Annotated in this window: 19 protein-coding genes and 3 pseudogenes; 11 read left to right on the top strand and 11 right to left on the bottom strand. The window is 48.1% G+C overall.

Annotation, left to right across the window (positions count from 1 at the left end):
* Positions 1-38 precede the first annotated feature (38 nt).
* Complete coding sequence (locus E1963_RS10785) at positions 39-695, top strand: TMEM164 family acyltransferase (RefSeq protein ID WP_167482177.1); 657 nt, start codon at positions 39-41, stop codon at positions 693-695.
* Between the two features lie 42 nt (positions 696-737).
* Here the strand turns inward: E1963_RS10785 and E1963_RS22695 are convergent.
* The 3 genes and pseudogenes from E1963_RS22695 to E1963_RS22690 form a co-directional block, all read right to left on the bottom strand.
* Positions 738-3,020: pseudogene (locus E1963_RS22695) on the bottom strand (xanthine dehydrogenase family protein molybdopterin-binding subunit).
* A complete protein-coding gene (locus E1963_RS10775) occupies positions 3,011-3,481 on the bottom strand; it encodes a (2Fe-2S)-binding protein (RefSeq protein WP_132277861.1) in 471 nt (156 codons plus the stop codon). The pseudogene E1963_RS22695 and the gene E1963_RS10775 overlap by 10 nt, the downstream one beginning before the upstream one ends.
* Positions 3,478-4,287, bottom strand: a pseudogene (locus E1963_RS22690) (FAD binding domain-containing protein). Before E1963_RS22690 ends, E1963_RS10775 begins: the two are co-directional and overlap by 4 nt.
* 284 nt (positions 4,288-4,571) lie before the next feature.
* On the opposite strand from E1963_RS22690, the gene E1963_RS10765 reads away from it, so the two are divergent.
* Entirely contained in the window at positions 4,572-5,504 is a 933-nt protein-coding gene (locus tag E1963_RS10765; RefSeq protein WP_132277859.1) for a DDE-type integrase/transposase/recombinase, read from the top strand.
* Between the two features lie 207 nt (positions 5,505-5,711).
* Here the strand turns inward: E1963_RS10765 and E1963_RS10760 are convergent, their stop codons facing one another.
* The 4 genes from E1963_RS10760 to E1963_RS10745 form a co-directional block, all read right to left on the bottom strand.
* Positions 5,712-6,368, bottom strand: coding sequence for an ECF transporter S component (locus tag E1963_RS10760; RefSeq protein WP_132277857.1), 657 nt, complete (start codon positions 6,366-6,368; stop codon positions 5,712-5,714).
* 108 nt (positions 6,369-6,476) lie between these two features.
* Positions 6,477-7,667, bottom strand: coding sequence for an MFS transporter (locus tag E1963_RS10755; RefSeq protein WP_132277855.1), 1,191 nt, complete (start codon positions 7,665-7,667; stop codon positions 6,477-6,479).
* A gap of 14 nt (positions 7,668-7,681) precedes the next feature.
* A complete protein-coding gene (locus tag E1963_RS10750) occupies positions 7,682-8,083 on the bottom strand; it encodes a hypothetical protein (protein WP_132277853.1) in 402 nt (133 codons plus the stop codon).
* Between the two features lie 39 nt (positions 8,084-8,122).
* On the bottom strand, positions 8,123-8,854 hold the full coding sequence (locus E1963_RS10745) for a DUF5058 family protein (protein ID WP_132277851.1): 732 nt from the start codon (positions 8,852-8,854) through the stop codon (positions 8,123-8,125).
* Positions 8,855-9,058: 204 nt separating this feature from the next.
* On the opposite strand from E1963_RS10745, the gene E1963_RS10740 reads away from it, so the two are divergent.
* A complete protein-coding gene (locus tag E1963_RS10740; RefSeq protein WP_132277849.1) occupies positions 9,059-9,631 on the top strand; it encodes a LysR family transcriptional regulator in 573 nt (190 codons plus the stop codon).
* 208 nt (positions 9,632-9,839) lie between these two features.
* A complete protein-coding gene (gene coaBC, locus E1963_RS10735; protein ID WP_132277847.1) occupies positions 9,840-11,036 on the top strand; it encodes a bifunctional phosphopantothenoylcysteine decarboxylase/phosphopantothenate--cysteine ligase CoaBC in 1,197 nt (398 codons plus the stop codon).
* Positions 11,037-11,108: 72 nt separating this feature from the next.
* Here coaBC and E1963_RS10730 read toward each other — a convergent pair whose 3' ends face one another.
* The 4 genes from E1963_RS10730 to E1963_RS10715 form a co-directional block, all read right to left on the bottom strand.
* Positions 11,109-11,585, bottom strand: coding sequence for an S-methyl thiohydantoin desulfurase domain-containing protein (locus E1963_RS10730; RefSeq protein WP_262201632.1), 477 nt, complete (start codon positions 11,583-11,585; stop codon positions 11,109-11,111).
* 70 nt (positions 11,586-11,655) lie between these two features.
* Positions 11,656-11,931, bottom strand: coding sequence for a hypothetical protein (locus E1963_RS10725; RefSeq protein WP_132277843.1), 276 nt, complete (start codon positions 11,929-11,931; stop codon positions 11,656-11,658).
* Positions 11,932-11,955: 24 nt separating this feature from the next.
* Positions 11,956-13,002 carry a cytosine permease gene (locus E1963_RS10720; protein WP_207669406.1) on the bottom strand — a complete coding sequence of 349 codons (1,047 nt, stop codon included), beginning with the start codon at positions 13,000-13,002 and terminating at the stop codon, positions 11,956-11,958.
* Positions 12,962-13,474 (bottom strand): ferritin, encoded by a 513-nt coding sequence (locus tag E1963_RS10715; protein ID WP_132277839.1) that lies wholly within the window; start codon positions 13,472-13,474, stop codon positions 12,962-12,964. Before E1963_RS10715 ends, E1963_RS10720 begins: the two co-directional genes overlap by 41 nt.
* A gap of 388 nt (positions 13,475-13,862) precedes the next feature.
* Here E1963_RS10715 and E1963_RS10710 point away from each other — a divergent pair, with 388 nt between their 5' ends.
* From E1963_RS10710 to E1963_RS10670, 7 genes and pseudogenes are all read left to right on the top strand, one after another.
* Entirely contained in the window at positions 13,863-16,691 is a 2,829-nt protein-coding gene (locus E1963_RS10710; protein ID WP_132277837.1) for a VaFE repeat-containing surface-anchored protein, read from the top strand.
* 227 nt (positions 16,692-16,918) lie between these two features.
* Positions 16,919-17,242: a YdcP family protein gene (locus E1963_RS10700; RefSeq protein ID WP_132277835.1), complete on the top strand. Its 324-nt coding sequence runs from the start codon at positions 16,919-16,921 to the stop codon at positions 17,240-17,242.
* A 14-nt stretch (positions 17,243-17,256) separates the two neighbouring features.
* Positions 17,257-17,643 (top strand): YdcP family protein, encoded by a 387-nt coding sequence (locus E1963_RS10695; RefSeq protein ID WP_132277833.1) that lies wholly within the window; start codon positions 17,257-17,259, stop codon positions 17,641-17,643.
* Positions 17,644-17,824: 181 nt separating this feature from the next.
* Complete coding sequence (locus E1963_RS10690) at positions 17,825-19,306, top strand: helix-turn-helix domain-containing protein (protein ID WP_201272029.1); 1,482 nt, start codon at positions 17,825-17,827, stop codon at positions 19,304-19,306.
* 190 nt (positions 19,307-19,496) lie between these two features.
* Positions 19,497-20,702, top strand: a pseudogene (gene mobT, locus E1963_RS10680) (MobT family relaxase).
* Complete coding sequence (locus tag E1963_RS10675; protein WP_132277831.1) at positions 20,703-20,837, top strand: DUF3789 domain-containing protein; 135 nt, start codon at positions 20,703-20,705, stop codon at positions 20,835-20,837.
* Positions 20,834-21,055 (top strand): hypothetical protein, encoded by a 222-nt coding sequence (locus tag E1963_RS10670; RefSeq protein WP_132277829.1) that lies wholly within the window; start codon positions 20,834-20,836, stop codon positions 21,053-21,055. The genes E1963_RS10675 and E1963_RS10670 overlap by 4 nt, the downstream gene beginning before the upstream one ends.
* Positions 21,056-21,059: the final 4 nt, after the last annotated feature.

The raw sequence follows: 21,059 nt of genomic DNA, 5'->3' as shown, positions 1-21,059 counted from the left end.
GGCGTATAATGACAGCAGGAACATATTACAGACAAGAGGTGACAATTTTGATAACATACAACCGTCTCCATTACAACCGCATCTACCTTATATGCGGGCTCGCAATGGCGGCCAGCGAAATCTGGAAACAGCTCTGCCTGACCTTTATCGTGAATCACGGGCACTACTACTGGTGGTACTTTCCCTTCCAGCTGTGCAGCATACCGATGTACATCTGCCTTATACTACCATGGGCAAAGTCTGTCAGGCTGCGGAAGATACTGCTTACGTTCCTTATGGACTTCGGCATGCTCGGGGGCATCTTCACCTTCTTTGACACAAGCGGGCTCCACTACTCCTATGCGCCGCTTACCGTACACTCCTTCGCCTGGCACATCCTGCTCATCTTGCTTGGCCTGACTGCAGGGCTTTCTCTTGAAAGCGACTATTCATGGAAAGGATATTGGAGATGTACCGCCCTCTACGGAGGCACGTGCATCATAGCCACTATATTCAATATGGTGTTTTACCGGTTCGGAGCCATCAACATGTTCTATATCAGTCCACATTATTATATAACACAGGTCATATTCAAAGAAATAGCAGAGTTCCTAGGGAATACCGCTGGCATCTTCATCTATATCGCATCCATCGTGTCAGGGGCTGCCGTCTTCCACTTTATCTGGCATCTCATTTACAGAAACAAAAAGGCATAAATATACGAAGTTGTCAGAAAGCTCTTGGAATTTTGAAAGGGGTCAGACCCCTTTCAAAATTCTTCCAGTTTTACTGCATTCCGAATATATTTTCTCTGCCGTTATGGTCAGTTCCCGTATTCTGACTCCTACCGCGTTAGCCACTGCGTTGGCGATGGCCGGGGACGGTGTGTTGATGACAATCTCCCCGATGGACTTTGCGCCAAATGGTCCGGTGGGCTCATAGCTGCTCTCAAACTCCACCCGTATATTTCCCACGTCGAGACGGGTCGGAATCTTGTACTGCATGAAGGAATTGCTGTAATTCTTCCCCTGCGTCCCGTAGACGACTTCTTCAAAGAGGGCCATGCCGATCCCCTGTGCCAGACCGCCTTCCGTCTGCACACGTGCCAGTGCAGGGTTGACGGCTGTCCCACAGTCTACTGCCGCCACATAGTCTATCGTTCTACCTGTCCTGTCTCTTTGTCCTCTTCCACTTCCGCCATGCCAGCCATGAACGGCGGCGGAGACACGGGAGAGGAAAATGCCTCGCTGGCATACAGGGCATCCTGGTTGCTGCACATCGCCCTGTTCCCTATCTCCGCCCGGGATATCGTCCTTCCGGTCTTCAGATCGATAACGTCCTCTCCGTCAAATTCCGTATCATCAGAGCTGCATCCGAGATACTGCGCCCCTTTCTCACGGATCATATCCCTCAGCTTCTCACACGTACGCACGACGGCCATACCGGTCACATAGGTCGTACTGGATGCGTAAGAGCCGGTGTCATATGGAGATGCGTCTGTGTACACACCATGTACGATTATCTCTTCCATACCGCAGTCCAGACATTCTGCCGCCATCTGCGCGAATATCGTATCACAGCCTGTCCCCATGTCGGCAGCACCGACCATCAGGCTGTAGAAGCCGTCGTCATTGACCTTGATGCCAACAGATGCCGTGTCCACGCCCGATATGCCGGACCCCTGCATCGCAAGGGCGGCTCCGACTCCGCGCACTTTTCCATTCCCCATATCCCGGCAGGGGTACTTCGCATCCCACCCAATCATCTCTTTCGCCCGCTCAAGAAGCGGTCGAGCGCACAGCTGCCGGCTCTCTCCCCATAGTATGCAGGCATCATCTGCCCTTCCCTCACTATATTCTTCTCCCTGAACGCAACCGGATCCATTCCATCTGCGCAGCCAGTTCATCTACCGCTGACTCCACCGCAAAGATGCCCTGGGTGGCTCCATAGCCTCTGTATGCCCCGGCGGACATCACATTCGTATACACCACGTCATAGGCAAAACGAAATGCTTCCGTCTTACCATAGAGAGGGATGGACTTATGTCCGGACAGCCCAACCGTCGTAGGGCCATGCTCTCCGAATGCCCCTGTGTTGGACAGCGTATAGAGATCTATCGCTTTTATGATTCCGTCCTTATCCGCTCCCATGCGCACGCGCACTTACATCTCATGCCTTGGAGAAGATGCGGTAAGCGACTCCTCCCTCGTATATATCATCTTGGCCGGCTTTCCTGTCGCCCATGTCACAAGAGCCGGATACACTTCTGATACTACCGTCTGCTTCGCACCGAAGCCCCCTCCAATCCTCGGCTTGATGACCCGGATCTTAGACTTCGGGATGTCGAGGGCATTGGAAAGGATTCTTCTAACATGGAACGGTACCTGGGTGGATGACACCACGTTCAGCCTTCCATAAGCATCCATATAAGTATAAGTGCGGAATGTCTCCATCATGGACTGCTGGTTCGCCTGCGTATGGTAAGTCCTGTCCACCACATACCGGCATTCTTCCAGCACCTTATCTACATCTCCGTCAGCGCACGCGCCACTGGCGCAAAGGTTCCTCTTATTGTCCGCACCCACCGGGCAGAGGCTCTTCCAGTTCTCCTCCGGATGGACAAGCACCTCGTTATCCCTGGCGGACCGGAAATCCAGCACTTCATATTTAACCTTGATAAGCCTGAGCGCTTTCTCCACGGCATCCTTTGAATAACCTGCAACGACAGCCACCGCGTCACCCACAAACCGTACCCTCCTGTCAAGAATCAGCCGGTCGTACGGGCTCGGCTCCGGATAGGTCTGTCCCGCCATCGTAAAACGCTTGTCCGGGCAGTCCTCGTATGTAAGGATACACTCGATGCCGGCGGCCTTATCTGCTTTTTCCAGATTAATATCCTGTATAAGCGCATGTGCGTGAGGGCTTCTCAGCACTTTCACAATCAGGCATTCCTTTGGCGCCAGATCGTCGGTGTACACCGCCTTGCCGGTGACGAGCGCCTTATGGTCCACTTTCTTGACCGATTGGTTCACTACACGCATGCCGGCCCCTCCCCTCTCGTCTGCATATATTTCCGAATCGCGCGCAGCTGACCCATATATCCGGTGCAGCGGCACAAGTTGCCGGACAGATATTCCTTAATCTCATCTATAGCCGGATCTTCAAGCTCTCTGGCCATTGCCAGCACGTTCATGATAAACCCAGGAGAACAGAAGCCGCACTGCTCTGCTCCTTCAGCCGCCAGAAATGAGCCGAACTCTGCCGCCTCCCTCTCGACACCTTCCAGCGTGGTAATCTCTCTTCCCTCCGCAGCCGCGGCCAGCACGGAACAGGAAAGCCGTGATTTCCCATCTATCCACACGGTACACAATCCACAGTTCGTCGTCTCGCAGCCACATTTCACGCTGCTGCAGCCAAGATCCCTGAGCACATCAAGCAGGACCGCGTCCTCACGGATATCCGCCACCGTCTCTTTACCATTTAATATAAACTGAACCATCATATTTCTGCTTCCTCCGATACGATTGACGTAATTGCCCTCCTGATCAGGACTTCTGCCAGATGCCTCCGGTACCCGGCGCTCCCCCTCATATTGCTCCCATAGGAGGATTCTTCTGCCGCCTCTTTCGCATAGGCGGCTATCTGCTCCGCATCCGTATCACTGGATATCTTCCATCCCTTTTCCAGAAGCGAAGCCCGCATCGGCCTGGCCCCTGCAGATACGTACCAGCATTCCTCGCCGTGCAGGAGCCCTGTCACCACGGCACAGGCAAGCACGGGGAAATCCGTCGCTGTCCGGCGTACAGAAGCATATCGAATCTTTCGCTCGCGCTTCCTTATTATGACAGACACTAATATGTCGTTGTCCGGCCTGTGGCTGACAAATTCAGCAAGCCGAATCGTCCCGCCGTTATACAACTCCACAAACGTATCCAGAGCCAGCAGGCACGTAAGTACATCTGGGAAGCCGTATCTCCCTTAGATGCTTCCTCCAACGGTCGCCTGGTTGCGGAACTGGACACCTACGATATGACGGACCGCCTCTTGAATGGCGCCACCGTACATCTTACGCAGCCTTTCGCGCTGTTCCAGCGTACGCAGCGTACACATCGCCCCTATCTTAATTACATGGTCTGTCTCCTCAATCTGGTCAAGCCCGAGACCGGATATATCTATTATCGTCTGAACTCTTGCATTCCCGAGCCGCATCCACATCATGCCGCCCATGACACGGCTGTTCCGCGCCTGATTCAGCTCGTACGCCTCTTTCAGCGTTCTTGCTTTAACATATTGGTTTACCGAAAACAAAATATGGCTCCTTTCTCTTCTCCCTCACAGGACGTTATCCGTTCAATAATGTCACCTTGTTTACTGCGGAAAAAAGGTGCAAATGAGTCCAGTCATTCGCACCTTGCAATGATATATTCTACCATATATGCACGCTTCATGCAATGGGAAAATCATCTGCCTTCACGGGCGGATGTAGGATTACAATACATGTGTTACAACTGAATAATTAAAATGCAGGGTTCTCTCCTTTGTGTTATATTTTAGTCACCACAACCACAACATAAACAAAGGAGTTCCCTGCTATGGCTAGTATAACACAAGATATGAGATACCGTCTATCCCTGATCCGCTACGCTGAGAAGTATGGCGTCACCAAGGCGGCTGTCAAATACAAGACCAACCGGCAGTATGTCTACCGCTGGAAACGCCGCTTTGACGGCTCCATGGATTCCCTCCGTGACCGCTCCAGACGGCCTCACCATCACCCCAACCAGCATACCCCACAGGAAGAAAAACTTATCTCGGATATGCGCCGCCGTAACCCTGATGCCGGACTGGTCGTCTTCTGGGTCAAACTCAGGCAGCGCGGTTATTCCCGCTCCATCACCGGACTCTACCGCTTCCTCAAAAAACAGGGCATCATGGCCGTACATCCACCCAATCCAAAGTACATCCCTAAGCCCTATGAGCAGATGGAGTATCCCGGGCAGCGTATTCAGGTGGATGTGAAATTCGTCCCTTCCGCCTGCCTCAAAAACAGCAGGGTCATTGGGAAGCAGTTCTTCCAGTACACTGCCATTGACGAGTATTCCAGATGGCGCTTCGTGGAAGCCTTTGAGGAACACAGCACCTATTCTTCCGCGCAGTTTGTGGAACACCTCGTAAAAGCGTTCCCCATCTCCATCGAGTGCATCCAGACGGATAATGGGTCGGAATTCACCAACCGCTTTACTTCTCACCGGGACAAGCCGACCCTCTTGCAAAAGCACTTGGAAGCACACGGGATAAAGCACAAAGTCATCCGTCCCTTTACCCCTCGTCACAACGGGAAGGTAGAGCGCAGCCATCGGAAAAATAATGAACGTTTTTATGCGACCCATCTGTTCTATTCCTTTGAGGACTTTGCTGCGCAGCTGAAGGTGTATAACCGTAGGGACTATAATAATTTCCCCATGCGCCCTCTAGGCTGGAAAACACCGAATGAGGTCTTAAAGGATTATTTACGGTCAGTGTAACAAATGTTTGACAAACCTACAAAAACGCCCCTTCCGTTCCGGAAAATATTTCAATATGATGGTTCTGATTGAATAAGCGATTGCAATCCAGGAGATCGCTTGTAATAAAACAGCCAGGTATCAGAATTATCGATACCTGGCCTTCCGGCAATTCTCAACTGCCGGTTAAATTCTATCCTATAAGCTATCCAGCCGCAAGCAGGCACGCTACCGCACCGCCTGCGCGCTGAACATGCCGAAGTTCATCTTCTTCATCACCTGGATGAGCACCTTGCCAAGCGCCAGTACGAGTACCGCTGCCGCTGCCGCTTCTGGTATGCCTGACGCGGTCACCGTTCCCATGATCAGTCCCCATACAGCTGTAATCCCTACTTGCTTCGCATCTGCATACTGCTGGGCGAACAATACATATATGCTGCCCATGACTGTAACCGTATTCACCAGTGAACCGATAAAGCCTACGACAGGCAGTGCAATCATCTGGCTGACTTTCAACCTGGCCAGCAGAATCCAGAGCCATCCGGCCACAATGCCTATCAATATGCGGCATCCCACAGATATCCAGATTGCCTTGGCCGCACCTGCAAGTCCGGTCGTGCTCATAAATGGTGAAAATGCAAATGACAGCAGGGTAGGCGCCATCGTGTTGCTCACCAGAGAGCAGATGCCGAACACGCCGCCTAATATCGCTCCCGCACCGGGACCAAGCAGCACTGCTCCGATAATTACCGGAATGTGTACAGTTGTCGCCTTTATAATCGGCAGCTGAATCATACCGAGCGGCGTATTCGCCAGCACGATGACGATAGCCGCCATAAGTGCGACACTGACCATCCAGCGAGTGTCATGTTTTCTTTCTCTCATTATTCAATTCCTCCTTGTTATCATTCTCCGTCAGCGGAGATACAATACAATTACGGTTTTATTATAGCATTGCCTGCACCTAATCATCAAGTGTTAAATTCCATACAGCTATACCGCCTGCCCGTCTGCTGCCGGTGCAGGTATGCCTGTAGCCGCGTCTTCATTTCTTCTGCGGCTGTAATCAGCAGCATACAGCAGTGCGGCAGTCATAAGCACGCCAAGAAGTGCCAGCAAAATCCATGCCATATTGTAAGATTCTGTTACGTCGTAGCTGAGCTCGATGGCCGGTACCCCGAGCATATATCCGGCATTTGTGAACATAGAGACAAATCCATAGTTCTCCGCATAGTGTTCTGCACCGAAGAGCTTGCTTGTGAGAATGGAATTCGTCACCGTCCCGATACATGTCCCCAGCCCGAATACAAGCGCCATGACGTAAACCATCGGTTTATGCGTAATAAAAAGCAGCGTGACCGGTGTCAGGATAAAAGCAATGTTGCCCACAAGGATGCCGGCCCTGGCCCCCTTTCTGTCGAACACATCGCCGAGAACCAGCTTTCCCGGTATGGCAATCGCCAGATACAAGGATGCCACCGAAGCGGCAAATACGGGTGAATAGCCTGCGTCCATCAAAGCGGACGGAATGTGGGACAGGATTGCGCCCACGAATGCCACGCACAATGCTCCTGCTATGAATATCCAGAAGACAGGAAGCCGCCTCAGTTCTGAAAGCAATGGATTCCACTCTCCCATCCCCTGCCCAGGCAGGCTGTTCTTGTCTGTCTTTTCTGCTCCGTCTTCTGCCCCATACGGCTTAAGCCCCCTATCGGAAGACCTGCTCTTGACGACAAACAGTGTCAGCGGAACAAGAACGGCCAGCATCATGATACCCAGATATATATATGCCTTCTGCCAGCCGGCACCTTCAATCCATCCCCAGATAACCGGGCTCAGAAGCGAGCCTCCGATTACTGAGCCTGCCATCGCGATGCTGATAGCCAGCGCCCGCTTTTTCTGGAACCAGTTCGTAATAAGAATCAATACAGGAAGCATCGTGGCACCTGTGGCAAATATGCCTCTCACGACTGCCAGCGTATAGAACTGGGGCAGTGTCCTGCAGAAAGCGCTGGCTCCGAACAGGATGCTGACAAATATGATGTTGATGAGGTATATCTTCTTATTCTTCATGAAATACGGTGCTGCCAGTGCTCCGGTCAGGGCCGGGGTCACATTGTTAAATGCAGGTGCAAGATCCGGCCCTGTTATGACAGGAACAAGCATCCGGCCCAAAAACAGCATTCCGAGAAATAAGATTACCGTAGTGACGACCGACGATGCTCCGATGGCAAGTGTCGTATATCCTCCCCTTCATCCGTCCCACGTTCCACATTGTTAACGCGAAGGGCATTGGTGGCTGCCGGAAGCTTCATGTTCATGATATTACCGGTAATAAATGACAGATACGTCCCTCCCGATTCAAGGAACGGAGAGAAAGACACCACCTCGACGAGGCTAACCCTCCCATAGATTGCAGTAAGCGTTATGATTGCGCTGATCGTATTCGCGAACTGTATCTTTACGCCGCTTCCGTATACAGCCGTAATAACCGCAGGTACCATGAGAATTAATAGTACGGCGATACTGTTGCTGATTTTTCCAATCCTGTGCGTAGAATTGATATACGTACCATGTAAGTCTGCTTTTCGTTTTTTCATATTGTCTGTCCTCCATTCTCGTCCGGCCGCTATAGCAGCCTATATCAGCAGGTTAACTACGTAAGCGCCGAGCATCCCGCACAGCATCCCGCCAGGGAGAGCCATTTCCATAAAGAAGTGTTTTCCTGTCTTCCCGGCAAGCCAATTGAATGCAAGTGCCGCCACTGCCGCTGTCACCAAAGCAGCCAGAGAGAGAACCTGCTCCGGTTTCTCGGTCCAGTAAGTCAGATACGGCGCGCAGAACCATCCCATCATAGCTATGAACACCCCGTCTATCAGAAGGCTGTAGATGACCGGCTTTTTCTGGCGGAGCTTCATCATCCCCCGGTCCAGGCTTTTCTGCCCGAAGATGACAAGAAGATGCTCATACAATATGCAGATAGACATTGCCCACATAGAACCGATAAAAATAGATGCGTTGTAACCTTCATCCGTATATGACAACAGGCCGTAGGAACGGGCAGCGATATTGGCCGCCACATTTTCATAAGAGCTGGATCCGATGACAGAAAGGCGCAGCCAGGGGAAATAGCTGCCCAACACGGACATGAGCATCACAAGAATTATCAGGATCGGTATGCTCGGCACGATAGAAAACAACACACTCCCCGTTAACGTATTCCTCATGACATGCTTTGACATGCCAAGCTCTTTCCCATGCCTCCATGCACGGTACATAAATAGAAAGGACTGGCAGAGCACATACAGGATTACGATAGCGCACGTCAGAAACATTACAGGTGAATCGGCTATTGTCAGATACTCTTTCATAATAGTTCCTCCTCTACATTCTTTACATTTGCATTCGTCTCTCTGTTTCTATATAATAAACAGTATAGAAACAATATTTTATCCTTGCAGGACTGTTCTGTTAAAAATATATCATGCTTTGTGTATCTTTAGTTATCCCCAAAAAAATAACACGTATAGTTATTTAGTTATGGGTACTTGAAGCAGAACCGAGAAAGGTTCGTTATGAATTTCAACCATTTGGAATACGCCCTGGCCGTAGCAAAACATGGCTCTATCAGCAAGGCTTCCCAGCATCTTTTTATGTCACAGCCATATCTGAGCAGCATGATAAGAAACCTGGAGGCAGATATGGGATATCAGATTTTCGACAGGACCAGTTCCGGCATTGCCCCTACCAAAGAAGGGGAACAGTTTATGAAGAGTACCCGTAACATTCTGCTGGAACTGAAAAAGATGAAAGAGCTGAATTCCGGCGAGGAAGAAAAGCCGCTGAATATCTCCTGCTATTATGCGACTTTTATAATGGAATTGTTCCTGAAATTCTGCAATGCGTCAAAGGACAAGCTGCCAGATAAGATAAAGGAGATGGGGAATGTAGAAGTCATGGAGTCTGTTCTGTCCGATGAATGTGCGATGGGCATCGTATTCTACGCTCAGAAAAGGCAGGATAGATATGAAGCTATGGCAAAAGAGTACGGTCTTTATCTGAAAGAACTGATGGAACCTATGAATACATACGCAGTCCTTAAAATACCTGAAGCTGCTCGGAATCGAAGACCATCCATTGCTCCTTGAGGTATCCGACCGCGGAAGCTTTTATGACGCCTTAAAAAGCTGTTAAACTCAAGCTATGTCACTGCCCCGAACCACCGGCTTACCAGACGGGAGACGGCATTTCTGTCGTTTGTAAAAAATGGTGGAAAAATCTAGCTGCATTTGTTACTGTATAAGATAATACCAGCTATAGCGGGACAATTTCGTTCATACAGAAAGGATCTATATTATGAATTTACAAGGAAAAACTATACTTCTCGGCGTCTCAGGCGGAATCGCCGCATATAAAAGCGCTTCTCTCGCGAGCCTGCTCGTTAAATCGGGCGCGGAAGTGCATGTGCTCATGACAGAACACGCCAGAAACTTTATCAATCCTGTCACGTTCGAGACACTGACCGGCCATAAATGTATAACCGATACATTTGACCGTAATTTTGAATTTAACGTGGAGCATGTGGCGCTGGCCAAGAAGGCGGACGCTGCCATCATCGCTCCTGCTACCGCTAATGTGATCGCGCGGCTCGCGCACGGGCTGGCGGACGATATGCTGACCACCACGGTCCTGGCCTGCCAGTGTCCGAAGATTATCGCGCCTGCCATGAATACGCGCATGTATGATAATCCAATCACGCAGGACAACCTTAAGCTGCTTAAGAAATACGGGATGGAAGTGGTATCCCCCGCTAGCGGACGGCTTGCATGCGGAGACACCGGAAGCGGAAAGATGCCGGAACCCGATACGCTGTTCCAATATGTATTAAGGAGCTGCGCCCTGCCCCAGGATATGGCCGGCCTCAAGGTCCTCGTCACGGCCGGCCCTACGCAGGAGGCAATCGACCCGGTCCGGTTCATCACGAACCATTCCTCCGGAAAGATGGGGTACAGCATTGCCAGAATCTGTATGCTCCGCGGGGCAGACGTCACGTTAGTCACCGGACGGACCGCTCTGGAACCTCCGATGTTCGTGGACACCATCCACGTCATCTCTGCCCTGGACATGTTCCGTGCCGTAACCTCCAACAGCCAGGGCAAAGACATCATCATTAAGGCGGCGGCAGTTGCCGACTACCGGCCGGCACAGGTAAGCGAAGAAAAGGTGAAAAAGTCAGACAGCGAACTGGCCCTGTCCCTTGAGCGTACGGACGATATACTCAAATACCTCGGCGAACACAAAGCACCCGGCCAGTTCCTATGCGGATTCTCTATGGAGACAGAACATATGGTCGAAAATTCCAGAAAGAAGCTTGTCAACAAGCATCTCGACATGATAGTAGCCAATAATCTGAAAGAAGAAGGCGCGGGCTTTGCGGGCAACACGAATGCAGTCACATTCATCACCCCGGATACCCAGACGGAACTGGGCATCATGGACAAGGAGGACGTAGCCATGTGCCTTCTTGATGAGATACTGAAGCGCATCCGATAATTGGTTTAAGCAAAACGGACGCCGAGGAGGTATGGGACATCTGCCCCATACCTCCCCTGAAGAGCTCTGGCATCAATCAAACGGTACCGTGGTCCTGCCAAAATCAAATCCTTCCCTGCACACCCATTCCTTCTCTAAAACCGTCCCTCTGCAGAGGAATTTGCCTTCCAGCACCTTAAGGACTTTCTCGACAGGATTCGTATGTTCCGCTTTCGCGCGCAGCAGCGCCTTGCCGGTTTCCTGCAGACTTGTGGCAGAACCGGCTACCAGACACTCCTTGCAGTCTGCTTTGCTCAGAGGCAGCAGACAGTATGCAATGAGGATATTGTCGTAAGCAACTATGATGCTTCTTCCGATCAATTCCATCGTTGCAGTATCACAGGCATCCGGCGTCTCGATTACTACGCTTTCTCCATATATGGAAGCATAGACGAGGGGGCTGACCGGATGTCTGTACACGCAGGTCAGGATATTGCCAAGCGTCGGCACCGATCTGCCGCAGGAATCCGCATTTAAGAGAGGAATGCCAGCCTCCGACGCAACCTTCAGGAAATAGGGGACTGGATACAGTCATGTTCCAGCGTGTAGAGATATCCGATCTTCTTTCCCTTAGCCTCCATCAGCTCCTGCATCTTGCGAAGCGCGATGATTCCATCCCGGGAATCATGGCATACGGCTGCATTTGTAGATACAGGCCCAGTTTTCCTGCTGTTACAGCATAGAGGCCTTCCTCCATCTCATCTACATTGACAAATTCTATTTCAATCGGCCTCTCCCTGTCAATCCGCTCGATCTCCTCGATCGCATATTGCAGCGGATAGTCGCCCCCATCGCTTCTAAGTACAGTTCCGTGGCACATTTCTATGAAATCTTGTTTGTAAAGAATACGTGACATAGGTCTTTCCTACTGTTCGTATATTTATGATTGTGTTTCAGTTCGGCTCGCAAGCTTGCTCGTCAGAAAGTATAGTATGCCCGAGACAAGTATGCCGTTGATGGTAAGAAAGCCAAAGGGAAGGAACAAGGCTGCAAGCACGCCGCAGACGAGGCATATGATACCGTTCCAGTGGAAGCCGGGACGTTCTTCCCAGTTTTCGACTTTACCATGTTTTAACGGCCAGTAGTCCGTAATCATGACGCCGGCCACCGGAGGTATGCAGCTTGCCATCAAATCCAGGAAATTCGTAAAGTAGTTCATAATGTCGAACACCGCCAGCAGTATGCCTACGATTCCGGCTACCGCCGTTGCGGCTGCACGTTTTTTCCCTGACAGATGGAGCAGGCTGGTGATTGCCAGGCCGCCGGTGTAGGCATCGCAGGCCATCGTCGTCCATGTGGCAAGGACAAGGATGATCAGGCCGATAATTGGCAGGCCAAGTTTTGCAATCAAGACAGATATGTCAGATTCCCCAGTCGCCGCACCCATGACAGACCCTGCGATAAACAGGAACAGGCAGTAGGGAATGATGCCTACGACAGCTGCAAGGCAAGAGCCCTTCCTGTCACGGCAGAACCTGTGGTAGTCAGGTGATATCGTGCTGCCTACCGCCTGCATGCCGAAGACCATCGCCACCCCTTCCGCAAGGCTGATGGGCTCGACAGGCGAGGCTTTGACAAGCTCCATAAACGATATATCCTGCAGACACGTAACCATGCCGTAGATACAGAGGAGGATAAGCGCGGGAACAGCGATTATGTTCAGCTTCGATATGATCTTTTCTCCCAGGATGGAGACTGTCAGCATGATGATGCCAAGAACGATGATGGTCGCTTCACGGTTCCGGTGGATGTTATTCAGAGTCAGTATCTGGATAAAGGATTCTCCCGAGATTTGGCAGTCGCTGCCGGTCCAGCATATGAGCGTCGTCGCCAGGATAAAAGAAATATAAACTGGAACGGCTATCTTGTTCCTTATACGCTGCTGCTTACAATACGAGTGACGGTGCGGTATACGTCCTTGTCCCAAGTTCACTGTCCAGCATGTAGAGGCTCTTTGCGTCTTCTCCGAACAGCTCAAACCTCTTGATCAGGTCTTCCGCGCTTTTTTCCTCTTCACCCTGTTCTTTTACGAACCAGTCTAAGAACTGCATAGTTCGGAAATCTTTCACCGAATACGCGGCATCATAAATATTGTGAATCAGATTAGTCACATATCTTTCATGCTTCAGCCCTTCTTCCAATACGCCCTTTGCGTCACCAAGCGGTATATCCGGCTTGTCCACTGTCTCTAAAACCACTTTTTCTCCATTGTTCTGAAGGTACTGAATCATGAGCATCGCATGGTCTCTCTCCTCCTGTGTCTGGACCTTGTACCAGTTTCCAAATCCTTCTAATCCCATATCATAATAGAAGTTGGAAAATTCCAGGTACAGATATGCAGAGAAAAACTCTTTGTTTATCTGGTTATTTATTAAATCAACTACTTTTTTATCTAACATGTGTAAACCTCCTTTTATCTTTGCTCTGCTTATATTATACCCTCACTGAATACTGATTTCAACTGTATAATACTTGAAGAAGATTCGCTTCTATGTAATAAAAAAACACACTAAAAATCTGATTATCCGCTAAAACACAGTATCTATCTGCATTTACAAGGGAGTAAAAACATCAAATTACTACGATTTTACTACGATTGAATGAGCCTTGATACGTCCTATTCCCTAGATTTGCAAAGATAAGGTACAGCACATCAGTATTAAAACGAGAAAAAATTGAATATTTCATAGACTATGGAACGCATAAAATCAGCGTTCCTTTTCTATTTCCAGCCGTTCCTAGTGGACGGCTATTTTATTACCCAAAATGAAAGGAGTATTAGGAATTATGAAAAAGATATTAAAGCGATTGTGTACGGGCTTCTTAGCCTTTGCGACTATCGCTACCACTCTGCCGAGTACACCCGTTCATGCGTCGGAAACGCAATATTGGACGGAGTCGGACGAGCGTGTTGGTATCGTGGAACGTGTAAATAATGACGGCTCTATCACAGAAACCTTTAACGAGGGACATCTGAAAGTTGAGGGCGAGGACGCTTACTGTATCGACATCAACACAGCTTTCAAAAACGGATATAAGACCAGAGCTGACGCAAGCACACGAATGAGTGCCGACCAGATAGCCGACATTGCCCTATCCATTGAGTATGTCAATCAATACACAGCCAGCCACAGTGGTTTAAGCAGTAATCACGCCTACCTTTTAAGACAGTTGGTTGTCTGGCAGAGATTGAGCGTACACCTTGGCTGGCAGTGTGATAACGTGCGAGCTTCCTATGATGAAATCCCAAAGGCAACGCAGGACGAGGTATTCGCAGGAGCGAAAGCCTTTGTCAAAGAGAATAAAGGACGCTATGAATGTGGTGGTTATATCTACTCTGGCGAGGGGCAGGAATTAGGACAATTCTGGGCGAACCTTAATGTAGGAAATGCCACCTTGAAAAAGAGTTCCACCAACGCCAGCATTACAGACGGTAACGGAAATTACAGTATCGCTGGTGCAACGTATGGTGTCTTTTCTGATAAGGATTGCAAAAATCAGCTTGCCACCCTTACGACAGATAGCAACGGCAATACCGAAACCGTAGAAGTCAAGGCAGGCACAGTCTATATCAAGGAATTATCCGCACCGACTGGCTACAAGGTAGATAATACGGTGTATTCTCTGAAAGTAGAAGCTGGCAAAACAGCAATCTTGAAAGTAGCTGATACACCAAAAGTAACGGACACCTTGATTGAGCTTTTCAAAATTGACATGGAAACACAGAAAAGCAATCCGCAGGGCAACGCTACCTTAGAGGGTGCAGAGTTCACATGGAAGTATTACGCTGGTTATTACAATAAGGACAATCTTCCTGCTGAACCAACACGCACATGGACGACAAAGACAATCGCTGAAAAAGACAGCGACGGCACAATCCATTATGTTACCCGTTTAGCTGACGCTTACAAAGTAGCTGGCGACAGCTTCTATATGCAGGACGGCAAAGCTGTACTTCCACTTGGAACACTGACCGTAGAGGAAGTCAAAGCACCAAACGGCTACCTGCTTGACGGTGCATATATGCAGGCAAATGGCAGTGAGGAACAAATCAAAGGAATGTACCTTACACAAATTACCGAGGACGGCGACCTTGCCGTACTGACTGGAAGCAATCAATTTTCCGTATCAGACAAGGTTATTCGTGGCGGTGTCAAAATCCAAAAGCGAGATTTAGAAACGAAAGATACCAAAGCACAAGGCGGTGCGACCTTAAAAGATACAGCCTTTGAAATCATTTCCTTAAATGATAATGCCGTATTAGTTGAGGGCAAGCTATACAAGAAAAATGAAGTCGTAAAAACTATTCATACTTACATTGAGGGCGTGGCTTCTACTTCTGCTGACTTGTTACCACATGGGAAATACCGCATTGAAGAAAGCGAACCACCAGAGGGCTACTTGACAGACGGTGCAAAAGCGATTGAATTTACAATCACAGAGAATGGAAAAATCGTTGATTTAACTGATGAAGCCCACTCTGTCTATAACCAGATTAAACGTGGCGACTTAGAGGGCGTAAAGATTGGAGCAGGTACACACAAGCGTCTTGCTGATGTTCCGTTCAGGATCACAAGCAAGACGACGGGCGAAAGCCACATTGTCGTAACGGACGATAACGGGCAGTTCTCTACTTCTTCCGACTGGGCTTCCCACAAGCACAACACCAACAAGGGCAAGACCAGCGAGGACGGCGAAAAAATGATTGTCGCAGGTAAAGACGTAACAATCATTGATACGGTCAAGCTGGACGGACTTGTGAAAGGCACTAAGTATCAGTTGAAAGGCTGGCAGATGTTACAAGAAGAAAATGCAGAGCTTATCATTGACGGCAAACGTGTAGAAAACGACTATACCTTTATTGCTGATGATGAAGAAATGAAAGTTGAGATTGCCTATACATTCAATGCTTCTGCTCTAGGTGGCAAGAACCTTGTAACCTTTGAAGAATTGTACGATTTAAGCAATCCAAAAGAACCCGTCAAAGTAGCAGAACACAAGGACATTGATGACGACGGGCAAACGGTATTGATTACAGAGCGTATCATCAAGATACATACCACATCGACCTTTGAGGACGGCAAGAAAGAAATCGAAGCAGGCAAAGACGTAACGATTGTAGATACCGTTACCTTAGAGGGCTTGGAAGTTGGGACTAAGTATCAGCTTGTGGGCTGGCAAATGTTACAAGAAGAAAATGCGGAGCTTATCATTAACGGCAAACGTATAGAGAATGACTATACCTTTACCGCTGACAGTGAAAACATGGAAGTACAGATTGCCTTTACATTTGACGCTTCCGAGCTTGGCGGTCAACAGCTTGTAACCTTTGAAGAATTATACGATTTATCCGACCCAGAAGAACCGAAAAAGGTTACAGAACATAAGGACATTGAGGACGAGGGACAGACGGTAATAATCAAAGAAGTTCCCGAAGAACCAGAGAAACCAGAGAAACCAGAAACACCGACTACACCCGATACGCCAACCAAAACTGACAGTCCCAAAACGGGCGACAGTACAAACCTTATGGCATTTATCGTGATGTTGCTTGCTTCTGCTGGCGGTATTGCAGGTACATACTTCTACAAACGCCGTTCCTTGAAAAAATCATAAGGTGGTAACTGTATGAGAAAAGGAAAATCACGCTCTCCGCCGTTACCGTGTCGGCAGACTTCCGCTTATTCTGGCTTGTCTGCCTACAACCTGCAAGAACACGGATAGTCAAGGGTGCGAAGCATTTATTTACCCTTTACTATCTGGGGGCTTGCTGGTATCTCATGTAATGCCAGAATAAGAACCTATCAAAATAAGTTTAAAGAAAGAAACGAGGTAAAAACACTATGGAATTAAAATATGTTGTGCCGAACATGGAAAAGACATTCGGCAATTTGGAATTTGCAGGAGAAAGCAAGGTTGAACAACAGCGTGTCAATGGTCGCTATGTTCCCATAACAAGAAGCTACAACTTGTATTCAGACGTACAGCGTGCTGATGATATTATCGTAACCATTCCTGCCAAAGCTGGCGAAAAGCATTTCAAGCCAGAGCAGAAAGTCAAATTGATTAACCCACGCATTACCGCAGAGGGCTACAATATCCGTGGGCGTGGATTTACAAACTATATCTTACTGGCTGATGATATGTTGCCAGTTGAAAGTAAATAAGGGGGTATTCAATTATGAGATTAGCAAATGGAATTGTATTAGATAAAGAAAAGACTTTCGGCGTGTTGAAGTTCTCTGCCCTTAGACATGAGGTGCGTATGGAAAATGAGGACGGGACAACCAGCGAAGAAATCAAACGCAGAACCTATGACCTCAAATGCAGTGTGCAGGAACGCATGATACAAGTATCTATTCCTGCTGATGTAGCGGTCAAGGACTATCCTTACAATGCAGAAGTAGAGCTTATCAATCCCGTAGCTGATACAGTGGCAAATGCCAACTTTAGAGGGGCTGACGTGGACTGGTATATCAAGGCTGACGATATTATCTTGAAGAACAAAGGCAACCAGCCAGCAGGAAATCCACAGAACAACAATCCGCAGGGACAGCCAAAAAAATAGGTTTACTGAATAAATTTTCATTGTAGGGGATATACGATAATGATATAATGCGAATACAAAGCACAAATATCTTCAAAAAGGCTTTCGCAACCATTAGTTGACAAATTACCATGTGCAATATGTAGAATTGCAACTATATTGTTTGGTAAAATATAGCTAAATAAAGAAAGGAGCAGTTCGCATGAATATATCGCAGAAAATACTATTACAAAGAAAAAAGAAAGGAATTTCTCAAGAAGATTTAGCTAATGCTTTAAATGTATCTCGACAAGCTGTTTCTAAATGGGAAAGTTCTCAGAGTGTTCCAGATATGGACAAAATAGTTGCATTGAGTGATTATTTTAATGTTACAACAGATTATTTATTGAGAGATGAAATTGAAACGATAGTTTACCGCTTTTCAATGGGGACGCTTCTGTTTCTATTCCTAGCGGTTATCCTGCTACTGAACCTAAAACAGCTCATGCGTACCGATTGGGAGCATTTCAGCCTATTGGATAATGGGCTGACGTTTTCAACTTACAACTTCATAACCCTACTGATAGCGACTGGTGTTTGTGCATTGGTCGCTTTTCTGTATTATCACTTTTGTTATGACCGTTTCAAACAGTTATTGCACCGTCAAAAGCTGGCACGAATGATACTGGAAAACAAGTGGTATGAAGCCGATACCGTCAAGGACAGCGGTTTTTTCACTGACCTGCAAGGCAGATCAAGGGAAAAAATCGTCTGGTTTCCAAAGATTTATTATCAAATGGAAAAAGGATTGCTTCATATCCGCTGTGAAATCACATTAGGAAAGTATCAAGACCAGCTCTTGCGGTTAGAGGATAAGCTGGAAAGTGGCTTGTACTGTGAGCTGACCGACAAGACCTTACATGACGGCTATATTGAATACACGCTTTTGTATGATACGATAGCGAACCGTATTTCTATTGACGAAGTGAAAGCAGAAAACGACTGTCTAAGGCTGATGAAAAATCTTGTCTGGGAATATGACGCACTCCCTCACGCTCTGATAGCTGGTGGGACGGGTGGCGGTAAAACCTACTTTCTGCTGACAATCATTGAAGCCTTGTTGCAGACCAACGCCGAGCTTTACATCTTAGACCCGAAGAACGCTGACCTTGCGGACTTGGGAACAGTTATGCCGAATGTGTACCATACGAAAGAAGAAATGATTGATTGCGTCAATGCCTTTTATGACGGCATGGTGGCACGAAGCGAAGAAATGAAACAGCACCCGAAGTACAAGACGGGCGAAAACTACGCCTACTTGGGACTACCGCCCTGCTTTCTAATCTTTGATGAATATGTGGCATTTTTTGAAATGCTGGCAACAAAAGAAAGCGTGAGCCTGCTTAGCCAGCTAAAGAAAATCGTTATGCTGGGACGGCAGGCAGGCTACTTTCTGATTGTTGCCTGCCAGCGTCCAGACGCAAAATATTTCAGCGACGGGATAAGGGATAACTTCAACTTCCGTGTGGGGCTTGGGCGTATCAGTGAACTTGGGTACGGTATGCTGTTCGGTTCAGCTGTGAAAAAGCAGTTTTTCCAGAAGCGTATCAAAGGGCATGACTTCTTACAGACAATCGGCTCACTTGCATACGCTAGGCAGGACGGGACGGCGACGTGCGAAGCGAAAGACGACGGCACGGACTAGCCGTTGCTGGTGTGGCGGTAGCCACGCCAGCAGACATCAGCCCCTCATTATCTAACAGAGGGGCGCAAATCTACAGGAAACAGTATCAAAAATACGGAAATCTCCGCTAAGTACAAGGGTTTCCGTTAAATTCTTACGGGTGTGACATGGACGCTGAAATGTCACATTCCAACGATTGGAGGAATGACAACTGAATGAAAACGACTGGATAACAGATTTAAAGGAAAAGCGGTCAGCCTACGGCGTATCACAAAGCAGGCTGGCACTCATGGCTGGCATGAGCCGTGAACATTTAAGCCGTATCCAGTCTGGCAAAGTCAAGCTGACAAAAGAAGTCAAAGAACAGCTTACGGTTGCACTGGAAAAACTCAATCCAGACAATCCGCTGGAAATGCTGTTTGACTATGTACGCATACGCTTCCCTACAACGGACGTAAAGCACGTCATAAGGGATATACTCAAGCTGAACATGGATTTCATGCTACATGAGGACTTCGGATTTTACAGCTACACGGAACATTACTATATCGGGGACATATTCTTACTGACCTCGGCTGATGAAGAAAAAGGTGTCCTGCTGGAACTAAAAGGAAAAGGCTGTCGGCAAATGGAAAGCTACCTGCTGGCACAGGAAAGAAGCTGGTACGATTTCCTTATGGACTGTCTGGTGGACGGCGGTGTGATGAAGCGTCTTGACCTAGCAATCAACGACAAGGTGGGTATCTTGGATATTCCAGAGCTTACCCGTAAATGCAACAATGAGGAATGTATTTCCGTGTTCCGTTCCTATAAGTCCTATGCTTCTGGGGAGCTTATCAAAAACCACGAGCAGGACAAGGCAGACATGGGACACACACTGTATATTGGTTCTTTGAAATCAGAAGTCTACTTCTGCATTTATGAAAAAGCCTATGAACAGTATGCAAAGCTGGGTATTCCTATTGAGGAAACTTCTGTTAAGAACCGCTTTGAGATACGATTGAAAAATGAACGTGCTTACTATGCCGTGCGTGACCTGCTGACCTATTACGACGCAGAACGGACGGCATTTTCTATCATCAACCGTTATATACGGTTTGTGGATAAAGAGGACGACGTAAGACGCAGTGAATGGGAAACCAATGAACGGTGGGCTTGGTTCATTGGAGAAAACAGAACCGCTTTAAAGCTGACGACAAAGCCAGAGCCATACACCTTAGAACGGACACTACGCTGGGTGGCACGGCAGGTCGCACCGACCTAAAAAATGCTGGAAAAGATTGACGCTGGTAATAAGACAGAATATCTCAAACATATCTGTGAAAACGCAAAGCTTACAGAAAAACATGAAATGATTATCCAACAGCAGACCGCTTCCGTGGACGAGCTGGTGGAGGTAGAAAAGGAGGAAACTTAAATGTGGCATTTATTATGGGACTTACTGCTGGTTTCATTAGGGGCAGGCATTGGTGTTGTCCTTATGTGCCTGTTAGTTGTCGGAAAACAGGCTGACGGCAGAATTGAACAAATGGAAAGGAGCAATGAAGAATGAACTTCGGACAAAATTTATACACTTGGTTTTTAAGCAATGCACAGAGCTTAGTGCTTATGGCAATCGTGGTTATTGGTATCTACTTAGGATTTAAAAGAGAGTTTTCCAAACTTATCGGCTTCCTTGTAGTCGCCCTTGTTGCGGTAGGTCTGGTCTTTAACGCTGGCGGTGTAAAAGACGTGTTGTTGCAGTTATTCAATAAGATTATCGGAGCATAATCAA

It is taken from the genome of Extibacter muris, assembly GCF_004345005.1.
Classification (GTDB): Bacteria; Bacillota; Clostridia; order Lachnospirales; family Lachnospiraceae; genus Extibacter; species Extibacter muris.
The sequence above is the reverse complement of the archived record's forward strand: the minus strand, read 5'-3'. Positions and strand labels throughout refer to the sequence as shown.